The organism is Synechococcus sp. W70.1 (assembly GCF_047461515.1).
Classification (GTDB): domain Bacteria; phylum Cyanobacteriota; class Cyanobacteriia; order Thermostichales; family Thermostichaceae; genus Thermostichus.
Genome location: NZ_JANSHH010000030.1, coordinates 168,262 through 182,788, shown reverse-complemented (window position 1 = coordinate 182,788; position 14,527 = coordinate 168,262). Strand labels below are relative to the sequence as shown.

General features: G+C 61.6%; 14 protein-coding genes. 8 read left to right on the top strand and 6 right to left on the bottom strand.

The window, feature by feature from the left end; genetic code table 11:
• Positions 1-87: 87 nt before the first annotated feature.
• From NW808_RS07715 to NW808_RS07685, 7 genes are all read left to right on the top strand, one after another.
• A complete protein-coding gene (locus tag NW808_RS07715) occupies positions 88-393 on the top strand; it encodes a hypothetical protein (protein ID WP_414409735.1) in 306 nt (101 codons plus the stop codon).
• A gap of 63 nt (positions 394-456) precedes the next feature.
• Positions 457-1,503, top strand: a complete 1,047-nt coding sequence (locus NW808_RS07710; RefSeq protein ID WP_414420813.1) for a thiamine phosphate synthase — start codon at positions 457-459, stop codon at positions 1,501-1,503.
• A 109-nt stretch (positions 1,504-1,612) separates the two neighbouring features.
• The gene (locus tag NW808_RS07705; RefSeq protein ID WP_414420837.1) at positions 1,613-3,181 is read left to right on the top strand and encodes an AAA family ATPase; all 1,569 of its coding nucleotides are present in this window, start codon (positions 1,613-1,615) and stop codon (positions 3,179-3,181) included.
• Positions 3,182-3,312: 131 nt separating this feature from the next.
• Positions 3,313-5,385 (top strand): NAD(P)/FAD-dependent oxidoreductase, encoded by a 2,073-nt coding sequence (locus NW808_RS07700; RefSeq protein ID WP_414420812.1) that lies wholly within the window; start codon positions 3,313-3,315, stop codon positions 5,383-5,385.
• Positions 5,386-5,454: 69 nt separating this feature from the next.
• Positions 5,455-5,796: a histidine triad nucleotide-binding protein gene (locus NW808_RS07695; protein WP_414394984.1), complete on the top strand. Its 342-nt coding sequence runs from the start codon at positions 5,455-5,457 to the stop codon at positions 5,794-5,796.
• A gap of 283 nt (positions 5,797-6,079) precedes the next feature.
• Positions 6,080-6,730, top strand: a complete 651-nt coding sequence (locus NW808_RS07690) for a precorrin-8X methylmutase (RefSeq protein WP_414409859.1) — start codon at positions 6,080-6,082, stop codon at positions 6,728-6,730.
• 148 nt (positions 6,731-6,878) lie between these two features.
• Positions 6,879-7,190, top strand: coding sequence for a hypothetical protein (locus tag NW808_RS07685; RefSeq protein ID WP_414420811.1), 312 nt, complete (start codon positions 6,879-6,881; stop codon positions 7,188-7,190).
• A gap of 3 nt (positions 7,191-7,193) precedes the next feature.
• On the opposite strand, the gene NW808_RS07680 is transcribed toward NW808_RS07685, so the two are convergent.
• Both NW808_RS07680 and hflX read right to left on the bottom strand, forming a co-directional pair.
• Positions 7,194-8,924 carry a diflavin flavoprotein gene (locus NW808_RS07680; protein WP_414420810.1) on the bottom strand — a complete coding sequence of 577 codons (1,731 nt, stop codon included), beginning with the start codon at positions 8,922-8,924 and terminating at the stop codon, positions 7,194-7,196.
• Positions 8,925-9,047: 123 nt separating this feature from the next.
• Complete coding sequence (gene hflX, locus NW808_RS07675) at positions 9,048-10,778, bottom strand: GTPase HflX (protein WP_414420809.1); 1,731 nt, start codon at positions 10,776-10,778, stop codon at positions 9,048-9,050.
• A gap of 158 nt (positions 10,779-10,936) precedes the next feature.
• Between hflX and NW808_RS07670 the strand changes: the two genes are divergently transcribed.
• Complete coding sequence (locus NW808_RS07670) at positions 10,937-12,211, top strand: amidohydrolase family protein (protein WP_414405245.1); 1,275 nt, start codon at positions 10,937-10,939, stop codon at positions 12,209-12,211.
• Between the two features lie 2 nt (positions 12,212-12,213).
• Here the strand turns inward: NW808_RS07670 and NW808_RS07665 are convergent, their stop codons facing one another.
• From NW808_RS07665 to NW808_RS07650, 4 genes are read right to left on the bottom strand one after another with little or no spacing between them, the layout of a single operon-like run.
• A complete protein-coding gene (locus NW808_RS07665) occupies positions 12,214-12,672 on the bottom strand; it encodes an FxLYD domain-containing protein (RefSeq protein ID WP_414405246.1) in 459 nt (152 codons plus the stop codon).
• 25 nt (positions 12,673-12,697) lie between these two features.
• Entirely contained in the window at positions 12,698-13,312 is a 615-nt protein-coding gene (locus NW808_RS07660) for a 5-formyltetrahydrofolate cyclo-ligase (RefSeq protein ID WP_414420808.1), read from the bottom strand.
• Positions 13,313-13,325: 13 nt separating this feature from the next.
• On the bottom strand, positions 13,326-13,799 hold the full coding sequence (locus tag NW808_RS07655; RefSeq protein ID WP_414409742.1) for an FKBP-type peptidyl-prolyl cis-trans isomerase: 474 nt from the start codon (positions 13,797-13,799) through the stop codon (positions 13,326-13,328).
• 42 nt (positions 13,800-13,841) lie between these two features.
• A complete protein-coding gene (locus NW808_RS07650; RefSeq protein WP_414420807.1) occupies positions 13,842-14,498 on the bottom strand; it encodes a hypothetical protein in 657 nt (218 codons plus the stop codon).
• Positions 14,499-14,527: the final 29 nt, after the last annotated feature.

The window sequence follows — 14,527 nt, the reverse complement described above, 5'->3', positions numbered from 1 at the left end:
GAGGTTGTCGTCTCCAGCCAGACTAAACGAGCCTACCAAAGCCTACCGAATTAAAATAGGGCCAATCTGAGAGAGAAAGCCGGGGCGATGATCCGAAATGAGCGACAGCGAGCCGAGTTTATTGCAGCGGTGGAAGCCTTGCGCCTGGAAGGGCCCTACTTCGTCGAGAGCCGTCTTAGCCGTCAGCGGGGACCTTTTTGGCGGGCGGTGAAGGATGTGGCCGCCGGCCAGCCCTGGTGGGAGATCCGCTACTTTCCTGCCTGTGAGCGCTACGCTTGGGCCTACCTGCCGGAAGGGATCGGCCCCCGTGAGTTTGCCTGGGGACACACGCCCCAGCAGGCTTTCCTCAACGCCCTTTGGCAACAGCCTGCCTCCTCTTCGGACAAGGGCTAGCCCAGGTGCCGGAGAGACTATTCCAGTTTAGAGTAAGGATTGAAACTCCCACGCGCAGGGGACATGAAACCACAAGCCGTCGCCCGGATTCTCGATGCCAACCTTGACCGCGCTCGCGAAGGGCTCCGGGTACTGGAGGAGTGGTTTCGCTTTGGCCTGGAGAACGGCGAGCTGGCTAGCGAGTGCAAAGCTATGCGCCAGGCCCTAGCCCGTTGGCACAGTAACCCACTGCGGTTGGCCCGCGACACCCCTGCTGACCCCGGCACCCAGCTCTCCCACCCCCAGGAGGAGGAGCGGCGGGATCTCAGCCACCTGTTGCAAGCCAATTGCAGCCGCGTGCAGGAGGCGCTGCGGGTGCTGGAAGAATACGGCAAGCTGGCCGAATCCCAGCAGTGGGTGGCCCCTGGCCTGGCCAAGCTGGCCAAAGACATGCGCTACCACCTCTACGTTCTTGAAAGTGAGCTGTTGGGCAGATCCCTGCGCCGACGGCTGTTGGCAGCCCGTCTTTACCTGGTCACCAGCCCGGTGCCCCACTGGCTGGAAGTAGTGGAAAAGGCGCTGCGGGGCGGGGTGACCTTGGTCCAGTACCGCCGCAAGAACCTGGCCGACAGGGAGATGCTCTGGGATCTCAAACAGCTGCGGCAACTGTGCGACCGCTACCAGGCGTTGATGCTCGTCAACGACCGGGTGGACTTGGCCTTGGTCAGCCAGGCGGATGGGGTACACCTGGGCCAGACGGATTTGCCAGTTGCCCAAGCCCGACAACTGCTGGGATCCCAACGCCTGATTGGCCTGTCCACCACCAACGCTGAAGAGTTGGCCCAAGCCCTCGCCAGCGACGTGGATTACATTGGCGTCGGCCCTGTCTACGCTACCCCCACCAAGGCGGAAAAACCGCCTGCGGGCCTGGAGTACGTGCGCCTGGCTGCCGAGAAGGCCTCTCTGCCCTGGTTTGCCATTGGCGGCATCGATCTCCACAACCTGCCGGAGGTGCTGCGGGCAGGCGCCAGTCGCGTAGCCGTGGTGCGGGCCCTGATGGAGGCGGCGGATCCCACCCAGACCGCCCGTGCCATGCTGGCCGAGTTGCAAGGGATCTCTGCTCTATCTTGAAAGAGAAAAAGCCTACTTGTTCATCCCCCTGATGGCAGAGTTGGCAAAAGAACTCAGAGAGCTCACGGATCGCAACCAGAAAAGCGGCGGAGATCCCAGCCTGAGCGGGATGGCCACTGAGGTGCAAGGGGAGCTGATCCAGGAGCTGGATCTGATGATCCGGGCCCGCTACCCCCTGATCTACCTGGTCTCCCCGGAAGAGGAGCCGGCCGATGCCGTGCTCGTGCAGGTAGCCAAAAGAACCGATCCGCCGCGGCGGCTGCTGTTTTGGGACGTGGTACGGGGCTGGCAGGATAGCGGCGAAGACCGGGGTTCCCTCATGGCCGCCCTGGGGCGGGTGTGGCGCTCAGCTCCCCAGGAAGACACCCTGTTTGTGCTGCGGGATCCGCACTTTGTGTTGCGCAACGCCACCAGCGACAAAAACGCCCCCATCCTGCGGGAGCTGAAAAACCTTAGCCGCGAGCTCAAGCGCACCCGCAAGACCTTGATCCTGCTCAGCCATACTCTGGAGGTGCCCAGCGACCTGGCCGAGGAGGTCACCGTTGTCGATATTCCCTTGCCCAACAGCGAAGAGATTAGCCGCCTCATCCAGCTCTATGTAGCTCCCGAAAAACTTAAGCTCAGCCCCTTGGGTCGCGAGCAGCTGGTCAAAGCCTGTCAGGGGCTAAGTCGAGAGCGCATCCGCCGCGTTTTGGCCCGCGCCCTGGCCGCCAAGCAGGAGGTCAACGAGGCCGATATCGACCTGGTGTTGGAGGAGAAGAAGCAGGCCATCCGCCAGACGGGCATTCTGGAGTTTTTCACCGCCCGCGAGACCCTGAAAAATGTGGGTGGGCTGGACAACCTCAAGGCTTGGGTGCGGGTGCGCCAGGAAGCCTTTACCGAAGAGGCGCGGCGCTACGGCCTGCCCAACCCCAAGGGGGTGCTGCTGGTGGGGATCCAGGGCACCGGCAAGTCCCTCTCGGCCAAGACCATCGCCAACGAGTGGCGGCTGCCCCTGTTGCGGCTGGATGTTGGGCGGCTGTTTGCTGGGATTGTTGGCGAGTCGGAAAGCCGCGTGCGCCAGATGATCCAACTGGCGGAGGCCATGGCCCCCTGTGTGCTCTGGATTGACGAAATTGACAAGGCCTTTGGCAACATCACCAGCGGCGCCGACGGAGACTCGGGCACCAGCCGCCGGGTGTTCGGCAGCCTCATTACCTGGATGCAGGAGAAAACCAGCCCGGTCTTCATCGTGGCCACTGCCAACAACGTGCCCCTCTTGCCGCCGGAGCTGTTGCGCAAGGGCCGCTTCGACGAGATCTTTTTCCTTAACCTACCCACCCACGCTGAGCGCAAGGAGATCTTCCGGGTACATCTGCAGCGGCTGCGCCCCAACCGCCTGCGGGAATTCGACCTGGACGCTCTAGCAGCCGCAGCTCAAAATTTCAGCGGCGCCGAGATCGAGCAGGCTATCGTGGACGCCATGTACAACGCCTTTGGGGGCAGTGGCAGTGGCGCTCGGCGAGACTTCACCCAGGAAGACATCCTGCAGGCCATCCGCGAAACCGTGCCCTTGGCCTCCATTGCCCGCGAGCAGATCGAAAGCCTGAAGTGCTGGGCTGCCCAAGCCGGCGCCAGAGTTGCCTCTCAAGATGCTCAGGTGCTGCAGGAGATGAAGCAATGTTTTGCGGCTTCGTAGAGCCCCTAGGCGGGGGTTGAGGCCCTGGAGTCGGCTCCCACCAGGCGGCTTACTGAGGCATGGGGAACCTAAGCGCTCCTCCCCTCGTGTCACAATGGGTAAAGATTGGCTTCTTTTTGTGTCTTGGCCCTGTGCTCAAGCCTCTGTACTACCGCGAGATCCCTTGCCCAGAGACCGCTCAAGTGCTGCGCTGGCTGCAGGAGCACCTGCCTTTGCCTACGGGCAGCCAAAAGGTGCTGACTCCTACCGGCCTGCGCCTACAGGGATCTGGAGCGGAGCTGGCCGTTTTCCTCTGGTCGGGGCTAAACACCACCTATCTCAAGATCTTCCAGTGGTCAGAGCGGCCTTTTCCCCAGCAGGGCCGCTGGCTAAAGGAAGTGGAAAAGGCTATCCAAAGCCAGTTTCCCCACCGCTACCCGCAGCTGCCCCCTATCGATCTCAGCCAGGGATCCATCTTTGAGCAATTGGAGCCCTTTTACCCGCAGACGGTAAAGTATTTCCGCCGCATCCCCAACGGCGAGTTTGACCTGCAGCGGGTTTACTGGTGGGAGAGGCGCTGGCGGGAGGAGGTACAGTCCCCTCCTGCTCAGCGGCCACCGGTGCTGTTGCGTCAGCCTGCCCCCCAACCTGCACCCTTGGAGTGGGACTTGGTGGTGGTGGGCGGAGCCCTGGGAGCCATCTACGGCGCGGCCATGGCCCGCCTGGGCTACCGTGTGGCCTTGGTGGAACGGCTTCCCTTTGGCCGCATGAATCGGGAGTGGAACATCTCGCGGCGGGAGCTGCAGACGCTGGTGGACTTCGGCCTCCTCAGCTCTGAGGAGATGGAGAGCCTGATTCTGCGGGAATACACCGATGGGTTCAACAAGTTTTTTGATGGCAACAGCCCTGTACGCGCGCCCGTCCTGCACACGCCGACGGTGCTCAACCTGGCCATCGATGCCGAAAAACTCCTGCAGCTCTGCGGCCAGATCCTAAAAGCCTGCGGCGGCGCCATCTACGAGCGCAGTGAGTTTCAGCGGGCCTATATCGAGGAGCAAGGCGTCACGGTGGTGGTTAGGGACTTAACCACTCAAGAAGAGTTCTGCCTGGGAGCCCGCCTGTTGGTGGATGCCATGGGGACGGCCTCCCCCATTGCCCAGCAGCTCTACGGCCGCCGCGCCTTTGACAGCGTTTGCCCCACGGTGGGAGCTACCATTGCAGGGGGGTTTGAGCCGGGAGTTTGGGATCCCCAGTTTGGCGACATCCTGGCCAGCCATGGGGACATCAGCCGCGGTCGACAACTGATCTGGGAACTGTTCCCTGGGCCAGGGGAGGATCTCACCTTCTACCTGTTCTACTACCACCAAGTACACCCGGAAAACCCGGGCTCCCTCTTGGAGTTGTATGAAGACTTTTTCACCATCCTGCCTGAGTACCGCCGCTGTGACCCAGAGCGCCTGCAGTGGAAGAAGGCCACCTTTGGCTATATCCCCGGACGCTTTGGCCGGCAGCCAGCTCCCGCAGAGCCCTTCGACCGCGTTCTCTTGATTGGGGATGCGGCAGCCCTACAGTCGCCCTTGAGCTTTACGGGGTTTGGATCCCTGGTGCGCAACTGCCCCCGCCTTTGTGACCTACTGGACACAGCCTTGCGCCATGATCTGCTCAAAGCGGCCGACCTAGCCCAGATCCGCGCCTATCAGGGCAACTCGGCGGTGACCTGGCTGTTTTCTCGCGGCATGATGGTGCCCACCGGTAAGGTACTGCCGCCCGAGCGCATCAACGCCATCCTCAACAGCTTCTTTGGCACTCTCACTACCGAGCCGCCAGAGGTGGTGGACGACTTTATCAAAGACCGGGCTGGCTGGCTGGCCTTTAACCGCATGGCCATCAAGGCAGCTCTGCGGAACCCACGGCTGCTGCTGTGGATTTGGGAGGCGGTGGGGGCGGAAGGCTTTGCCCAGTGGCTACCCACCTATTTCGGCTACACCGGCCTGGCCTTGCTCTCGGCCTTGCTGGGGGGCTGGTTCCCCAAGCTGCTGCGGCGCCTGCAGCTCTGGCTGGAGCCTCGCTACCCGCGCCTCTGGCTGCGCTGCCTAAGCTGGAGCTACACCCTCACTTACGGTGTCGGCCGGCCGCGCCTCGAGTTCCACCTTCCTGCTCCTAGTTCTTCTGCTAAGCCAAGCGTCCAAAATCCGATACCGAGCTGGATAGAAGAAAGAGTCTAGCTCATGCAGCCACGGCAGTTTAGAGTCACAAACAGGTAGGCTAAGGGCAGAACTTGTTTGTCACCACCCATGAGCGACACGGTTTTCAGCAAGATCATCCGTAGGGAGATCCCCGCCCAAATTGTCTACGAAGACGAGAGGGCAATTGCTTTCAAAGACATTGCTCCCCAGGCCCCTGTCCACATCCTGGTGGTGCCCAAGGAGCCCATTCCCCGGATTTCCCAGGCCAAACCTGAGCATGAGGCGCTGTTGGGGCACCTACTGTTGACAGCCCAACGGGTGGCTGCTGCAGCTGGCCTAGACAAAGGCTACCGCTTGGTCATCAACGACGGAGAAGACGGTGGCCAAACTGTCTTTCATCTCCACATTCACGTTCTCGGCGGTCGACCCATGGGCTGGCCTCCCGGCTAGACAACGGTTTTGCCGCCAATGGGGGGCTTTATAGAGCGCTCCGCGCCGCCAGGGCGAGAAGGCAGACGTGTCAACCGGTGTCGAACGCGCTTGGGCAAGCGCTGTAGAGGGCAAGTTGTGCCAACTGCGGGCATCGGCTGGCAGAGACTTTACCCAAGGGCACTTAGCGGGGCTGGAGAGACAAGCACCTCTAGCTCTGTGGAGGCCCCGCCTTTAGGCAGGGGAGGACGTCAAAGATACAATGCTGCTGTTAAGGGCAGCCGACGGACGAGGTCTAAAGCCGATGGAGTGGCATGTCACCGATGCGGAAAGCCTGATGATTATCGACCAAGAGGTGGGCAAGCATGGGCTTTCTCCTGCCGAATACGAGGTGGTGCGTCGGGTAATTTACGCTACCGCAGACTTCGAGTATCTCCACCTCATCCGGTTTGCCAACGAGGCTCTGCAAGCAGGGGCGGCAGCCCTGGCAGCGCGCACCACCATCGTGGTGGACGAGCCAATGGTGCAGGTGGGCATTGCGCGGGCTGTGCAGAACACCTTTTCCAACCCCATCTACTGCGGCAGCGAAGCTGTCACCCGCCCCCAGAAGGACAAGACCCGCTCTGCCTGGGGCCTGCAGACCCTGGCTCAGCGCTACCCGGAGGCCATCTTTGTCATCGGCCAGTCCCAGACTGCCCTCACCACCCTAGTGCAACTGATTACAGCGAAGGAAGTAGCCCCCGCCCTCGTGATCGCGACGCCGGCTGGGTTTGTGAACGTGGTGAAAGCCAAGCAGGAGCTGGCCGATTCGATGGTACCCCACATCCGCACCGAGGGACGTAAAGGCGGTCCCGCTGTAGCAGCGGCGGTGTTGGATGGACTTTTGGATCTGGCCTGGCAGGCCTACACGCAACCTGGCCGTGGGGATCGCCCAGGTAAACCTAGCCCTGGATAAGGCAAGATCACAAACGCCTTGGGATCTTGGTCACACCTTTCTAGGTTTCGTCTTGGCAAGCTGGGAGCTGCCTTCTTGGAGTGCAGCAGGGCGCCTAGTTATGCAACATTTCCGGCATTTCACTGGTTTTTGGAGGATCAGTTGCCTTTTGGCTGTAGCGTTTGGGCTGAGAGGGTGGGCCTATCCCGAGCAGGTGGCCGCTTTGCCCCTGTCTTCCCTCGCCGCCTCCCTAGATCTCAGCTTGGAGGAAGCACAGCTCAACCCCTACCAGCGCTGGCAACAGCAGCACGCACCTTCTGCCGTTCCCTCTGCGGGTAGCAGCTTCTACCGCCTATCCCAACAAGCAGAGCAAGAAGCCCCAAAGCTGCCTTTTCCGCTCAAGGCAGAGGGGATTCCCTTGGGACAAGACAGCTCTTTTGTCTTGCATCCCAGCGGTCTAGGGTATCGGCTGTCTTATTGACGATCAGTAGTGATTCCCCACCTTTCGGTGGTGCACCGCAGTGAGGCCCTCGGGACTGGAGACCCGCCCTGCCTCAAGGATGCTGTAGACCACCCAGTGGTCACTGGTTTCTAGGCGGCTGGCCACGCGGCACTCCAGGTAGGCCAAGGCATCGGCAAGGATAGGGGATCCGTTGGCGGCAGGGTAGGTCTTGACGCCAGCAAAGCGGTCGGCCCCTGGAGGAAACCGCTTGAGAAAGTGGCGCATCAAGGACTGGTGATGGCCCTCCTGCAGCACGTTGAGGACAAAGGTGTCTCCCACTTGCAGGAAAGACTCGATGGCCCGATCCTTGGCCACCGCAACGCTGATCCCCGGCGGATCAGAGCTGGCCTGGGCTACCCAGGAGGCAAGCATGGCGCTAGTGGCCTGCCCTTTGCGGGCGGTGAGGATGTAAAGGCCATTGCTGATGCGACCCAGAGCGCGATCCAGGTCAGCATCTAGAGCTTTCATTTGCTGAATGCTGCGATCCCGGGTCAGCCATTGCCCTAGGTCGGTGCCAGCCTCTTCCGCCAGTTGCAGCAGGGTTTCGTTCACAGGCTGCTTGAGGAGGATGGGCGGAAACACTTCCTTAGCACCCAGCTCCTGCAAAGTGTTGCGGCAGAGGTAGACCGACTCGTCGTCTTCTCCCCCCGACTCAAACAGGCCAAAGCCCTGCTTGCTGTGGGCAGCAGCCAGAAGAGTTTTCAGCAGCATCTGCGTGGTGGCTGCCTCGGGCCCCGATTGGGGGGGCATGCCGATCACCACACCGGCAGCCAAGCTGGTTAGCTCCCGCACCTCATGGGCATCCAGCAGCCGCAGATCCGCCAGCTCTACGGCAACGCCGGTTTTTTGGATCCCGCGGGCAATGGCTTGAGCCAGCGTTTCCGCCTGGCCATATCCCGACAGGTAAAAGACAGCCACCAGCCGTTCGGCTTTGGCCTGCTCTAGACTCCAGCGGCGGTAGTGCTCTACCCAGTTAGACAAGTGATGCCGTAGTAGGGGGCCGTGGCCGGTGGCGATGGCAGCAATGGGAGGTAAGGACTCCATGCGCTTGAGAGCCGAGAGCACGGAGCGGGCGTTGGGCGCCATGAGGCAGTCGTAGTAGAGCTTAAAGTCGGCCTGTAGCAGGTGGGGATGCTCATCCCAAGCCAAGTCGTCGCAGTAGTGCATCCCAAAGACGTCGCAGGTGTAGAGGATCTGGGTGCCGTGGTCGTAGGTGAGGATGGTGTCGGGCCAGTGCAGGTTGGGAGCCGAGATGAACTCCAGGACATGCCCCTTGCCCAGATCCAGGCGATCCCCCTGCTTCACCACCAGGTACCGGAAGGGCCGATGCACCAAGCTTTCCAGAAATTGCACGGCCACTTTAGAGGCCACCACCGTCAGCTGGGGCGCCAGCTCCAACAGGTCCCCCACTAGGCCGCTGTGATCTGGCTCGGTGTGGCTGACCACCAGGTAGTCGATTGTGGCGGGATCCAGGAGGCCTCGCAGCAGATCCAAGTACAACTGCCGAAACTTCTCGTGGGAGGTGTCAATGAGGGCCACCTTCTCGCCGCGGATCAAAAAGGAGTTATAGGTGGTGCCATTTTCCAGGGCAAACTCGATGTCAAACCGATCCCGATCCCAGTCCTGGGAGCGGATGGCAAGGGTATCGGCGCCAATAGGCAGCGTCTGCAGTGTGAGATGCGCCAAGCGCGGTGCAACTGCCATAGCGGCCATGTCCTCCCCCTCTGCCAGACGGCAACTTGGCGTGTAACTGAACCTAATTGCAATGTAACTGAATGTTGAGGCAGGGGGAAGGGAGAGGACAGCCGGCAAGTTTGGATTTTCTAATGGAATGCTTTAGGGATCTGCCGCCAAGGAGCCGGAGCCAAAGGCAGCCGCAAACTGGGCCAAGGTGTGGCGCAACTGATCCAGGTTTTGGCCAGTGGCAGCGGAAACAAACAAAGCCTTGGGGTAGAGCAGGCGGACATCTTCCACCCACTCGGGATCCAGGCGGTCAATTTTGTTGAACACCAATTGTCGGGGACCGGTGGTCAGGGGCATCTGGTCCAGCAATTTTTCCACCGCCTCGATTTGCCCTTCCCAGTTGGGGTGGGAGAGATCCACCACATGCAGCAGGGCATCGGCCTCCGTCACCTCCTCCAGCGTGGCCTGGAATGCCTCTACCAATTGCTCAGGCAGCTCAGTTAAAAATCCCACGGTGTCGGTCAAGAGCACCGCCTGCTGGCCGGGCAGCTCCAGCCGCCGCGTGGTGGGATCCAGGGTGGCAAAGAGTTGGTCAGCCACGTAGACCTGGGCGTGGGTGAGGGCGTTGAGAAGGGTAGATTTACCAGCGTTGGTGTAGCCCACCAGGGCCACCACAGGAATTTGGGATCCCTCCCGCCGTTGGCGCAGCCGCTGGCGGTGGCGGCGCAGCTCTTCCACTTCCTGCCGCAGCTTGCTGATGCGCCGCTGGATGGCCCGCCGCTCCGTTTCCAACTGGGTTTCCCCCGGCCCCCGCGTGCCAATTCCACCCCCTAACCGCGACATGGTGCGACCGCGACCGGCTAAGCGGGGCAGCAGATACTGCAGTTGTGCCAGCTCCACCTGCAACTTCCCGGCCCGGGTTCTGGCCCGCTGGGCAAAGATATCCAGGATCACCTCGCTGCGATCCACCACTCGCACCCCCAGGGTCTCCTCTAGGTTGCGCACCTGGCTGGGGGTGAGCTCGCGGTCGAACACCACCAGGTTGGCCCCCAAATCCTGCACCAGCAAGGCCAACTCCTGGACTTTACCCGAGCCGATGACCGTGGCAGAATCGGGGCTCTCCCGCCGCTGCCAGATAGTTTGGAGCACCTGTCCGCCGGCGCTCTCCACCAAGCGGCCCAGTTCCGCCAAGGCGTCCACGAGATCCTCGTAGCTCTGGCCCGGCCCCTGCAGCCCCACTAGGATGGCCCGCTCTTGCTTGGGATCCACCTGGCGGGCGGTTGCTTGGCGCCGAAAGCCATCTTCTAGCTCCGTCACCAGCTCCTGCAGATCTTGTTCTGCCAGGATCCCTAAGGGCAGAGGCTCAGAAACCTGCCAGCGGCGCCCTTCCTCCGGCACCAGATGGGCCAGGTAGGCGCACTTGACAAAGCCCGTGGCCCCCCCGCCGCGGCGCAGCTTTCCCTCTAGGGGAGAGACCGAGAGGGTAATGAGGGCATCCAGCCGCTGGAGGGCCATAGCTGTCAGCGCTTTTTGGCTAGGACCCCCTGGGCCCACTTGGGTGGTGATGCAGCGGATCCCGGACAGGCGCTCCGCCCCCTGGCGCGGCAGCTCCCAAGCCGGGATCTGCGTTTCAAAAGGGGATCCCAGCCCCACGCGAATCACTTGGCCCCGCCGATTGAGGTAAACACTGATGGGCTGGCTTTCCAGATCTTGAGTGAGGGCTCCCAGCCTTTGGGCAAACTCCACCGTCACCAGCCGATTGGGGGGCAGTCGCAGTTGGTAAAGACGTTGCAGTTGCTTGCGCTGATAGGGTTTTAGCCCCTTGGCCTGGGCAAGGCTCAAACCAAGGTCGGTCTGCTGGCGAGAGGCGCTAACCCTGGGCATAGGGAGGGGGAAGGACCCGAAAACAGGCTTTCCTCTACCATATACGTTAGTGGCTACCAGGAACTTGAGGGCAAACCCTAGGGAATCTCGGAGCAAGGCTGCTTTTGAGAAAGCTGCCGCTAGCAAGAAAAGGGTCAAGCTGGCTTGGGAAGAGGGGGATGGATTTAATCTTGCGCCGGGCCAATTTGCCGGATGGCCGTAAGGGAATCGACATCGGCATCGAGGGGGAGCGCATCGTTGCCCTGGAGGCAAATCTGCAGGCTACTGCTCCCCAGGAGATCGATGTGAGCGGCCGCTTGGTGTCGCCCCCCTTTGTGGATGCCCACTTTCACCTGGATGCCACCCTCACCTACGGGATCCCGCGCGTCAACCAATCGGGCACCTTGCTGGAAGGGATCGCCCTCTGGGGAGAGTTGAAGCCACTGCTAACTCCGGAGGCGGTCATCGAGCGGGCTCTAACCTACTGCGACTGGGCAGTGGCGCGCGGGATCCTAGCCATCCGCGCCCATGTGGACGTGTGCGATCCCAACTTGTTGGCGGTGCGGGCCTTGCTGGAGGTCAAGCAAAAAGTGTCCCCCTACCTGGATTTGCAACTGGTGGCCTTTCCCCAAGATGGCTACTACCGCTCGCCGGGGGCGGTGCAGCTTTTGGAGAAGGCTCTGGATTTGGGGGTGGAGGTGGTGGGTGGGATCCCCCACTTCGAGCGGACAATGGCCGAAGGAGCCGCTTCAGTGCGGGCTCTGTGCGAGATTGCAGCCGCGCGGGGCCTCCGGGTGGATCTGCACTGCGACGAAACAGACGACCCCCTCTCCCGCCACGTCGAGACCTTGGCCTATGAGACGCTGCGGCTAGGCCTGCAGGGGCGGGTGACGGCCTCCCACCTCACCTCGATGCACTCGATGGACAACGCCTACGTGAGCAAACTCATTCCTCTGATGGCCGAGGCAGAGCTGGGAGTGGTCGCCAACCCGCTGGTCAACCTGGTGCTACAGGGCCGCCAGGACACCTACCCCAAGCGGCGGGGGCTGACGCGAGTGCCGGAGCTGATGGCCGCCGGGCTGACGGTGGCTTTTGGCCAGGACTGTGTGATGGATCCCTGGTACCCTCTGGGCAGCGGCAACATGCTGGAAGTGGCCCACATGGCCGTCCACGCCGCCCAGATGACAGGCTATGAGCAGATGCGGCAGTGCTTCCTAGCGGTAACCGAAAACCCAGCCCGCCTGCTGGGCCTGGAGGGCTACGGGCTCCAGCCCGGCTGCCGCGCCGATTTGGTGGTGCTCCAAGCTGCCGATGCCGTCGAAGCCATTCGCCTCAAGCCACCCTGTCTGTATGTTTTCCGCCGGGGCCGCCTCATTGCCCAAACCCCGCCGGTGGTTGCCCAGCTCCATCTCCCAGGGCGCCCAGCCCAGGTGGAGTTTACCCGTCAGCTTTAAGGCTAACGGCGCACGGTGCCGCTGAAGCCGCTGGCCTTAAATTGCTCCAGGGTCAAGGGCAGGGGGCTGGTCACGGGCACGGAGATGCGAATGGAGAAGGGGCTTTCCCCAGGAGGAACTTCGGCAATTGCCCCCAGGCGGGTGCGCTCCGGCAGAACTTCGTTGCCGTTGGCATCATAGAGGCGACCAAAGACGTCGGCATTCAGCACGGTATTCTTGGAGCGGTTGACAACTGTGCCCTCGATAAACAGGCACCTGGCCGGTATGGGGTTGCCGTTGCTGGTTACCAGGTTGGTGTATTCAGGGGTATCGGGGCAGGAGGTGACGTGGAGATCCTTAAGTTGCAGCGGGATCTTCCCAAAACCCGCTAGGAGCGCCGCCAAGACCACCCAAGCCAGACTCCAAGCAAGGGAAGAGAACCTTTGGGCTAGACGCTGCCTGTGCTCCCAAACTTGGCTCATGCTCTCTCCTCCAAGGCCTACCCCCTTAGTCTAGGGGATTCCTTGCTGGGTAAAACCCCTCTTCGGTTTGGATCCCGTCCAGGCGCTGATCCCAGGGATCGCAGGGGAGGGGCTGCTCCAGCAGACAGGCCTGCGGGACAATGCCCCACTTGGGCACGGTGGGATTTGGTAGGGAGGCTAGAAACCGGTCATAGTATCCTCCTCCGTAGCCTAAGCGCCTCCCCCAGCGATCGCAGGCCAGGGCAGGCACGAGGATTAAATCCGCCTCGCCCGGGTCGACAACGGGGCTGGTGGGGGAGGGTTCCAGCAAACCCCAGCGGTTGGGGACTAGCTCAGCCAGGTTGTAGCGGTGCCAGCGCAACTGCCGCTGGGGCAAGCAGCGAGGGATCCCCCACTGCTTCTCTGGAAAAAGGACAAATAGGGATCCCAGATCCACCTCTGAGCCGAAAGCCACATAAGCCAGGATGGTTTTGGCGGCCAGGATTTGGGAACAAGAGGCCAAATGAGCCACGATCTTTTGGCTGATAAGAGCTCGATCCAACCCCTGCCGTAGCTGGCGAAAGTGCTGGCGCAGATAGGCCTTTGCTGAGGCAGGATCTGCTGCAGCCTCAGGAAGCTGAGGGAGAGAAAGTTGCTGCACAGGCCCAACGAGATTACTGGATGGCCAGCAACTCCACCTCAAAGTCTAGGGTGGCGTTGGGAGGGATCACGCCGCCAGCACCGCGGCTGCCGTAGGCCAACTCCGGCGGGATGCGCAAGTACCGCTTACCCCCCACGCGCATCGTGGCCAGACCTTCTTCCCAGCCAGGGATCACCTGCCCTGCCCCGTAGGTAAAGGTAAAGGGTTGATTGCGCTTGTAGGAGCTATCGAAGACCGTACCATCCTGAAGTTTGCCCACGTAGTTCACCACCACCTTTTGCCCTGGCTGTGGGGAAGGCCCTGTCCCTTCCACAATGTCGTAGTACTGCAAGCCCGACTCGGTGGTGATGAAATCCTTGGCTTGGGATGGGGCGGTAACTGCCGGATTGTCTTTGGCTCGGGACAGAGCTGTTGCTGGCAGTCCAATCCCTGCCCACAGGCAAAGCAAGGCCAAGCCCACCAGCAGCACCCGTTGCGTTGCTTTCATCGGCGTTTCCTTAGCTGTTGCTGTTATGGTACCAGGATTGCCTCAGCTCCTCAGCTCGGCAAATTCGATGATTTGGCCTTGCGGATCCCGCACCCAGAAAACCAAGGGCTTCTCGGAGCGGACACTGTTGCGGATCCCTTGTTTGTTAATCCGCCTCAGGAGGGCCTTGAGGGCCTCCCGCTCATAGCTGGCGTGGCGATAGCGAGCGCTGCCGCTGCGGCCTGCCGCCGTCCCGTAGGTTGACAAAGGCCTGGAGGAGCCACTGTAGGGGGTAGCAGCCGCATAGGGATCCGTAGAGCCAGGGATCACGTGCAGCTGCACCGCGTCAGAGAGCTGGTACCAAAGGCCAGCAGCATCGAGGGTTTTCGAGGCGGGCTGGCCCTTGGCGTCAAGGCGGGAGCCAAGGCCAAGATCCCCCGGGAAGTAGACGGAGCCCAGGCTAGAGCTGACGACGCTTTGCTCATAGCCGTAGTAGTACTGCAACGGCAGCTCCGCCTCCGGCAGCTTCAACACCTTCTCGTAGAACCCCCTTGCCTGCTCCAGATCGGGCACGATGATGGTGTAGACCCGCGGTGCGCCGCTCAAAAATGTCCACATCGCCCCGCCATAGGCTGAAAGCAGTAAGAACATTAGCCCCTTTGTGGAAAGCAAAGCCTCCAGCGGAATGAGGGGCAGCAGCAGTCCAAGGGGGCCCAACATCGGCACTGTCCGTGGGTGACTCTATAGTC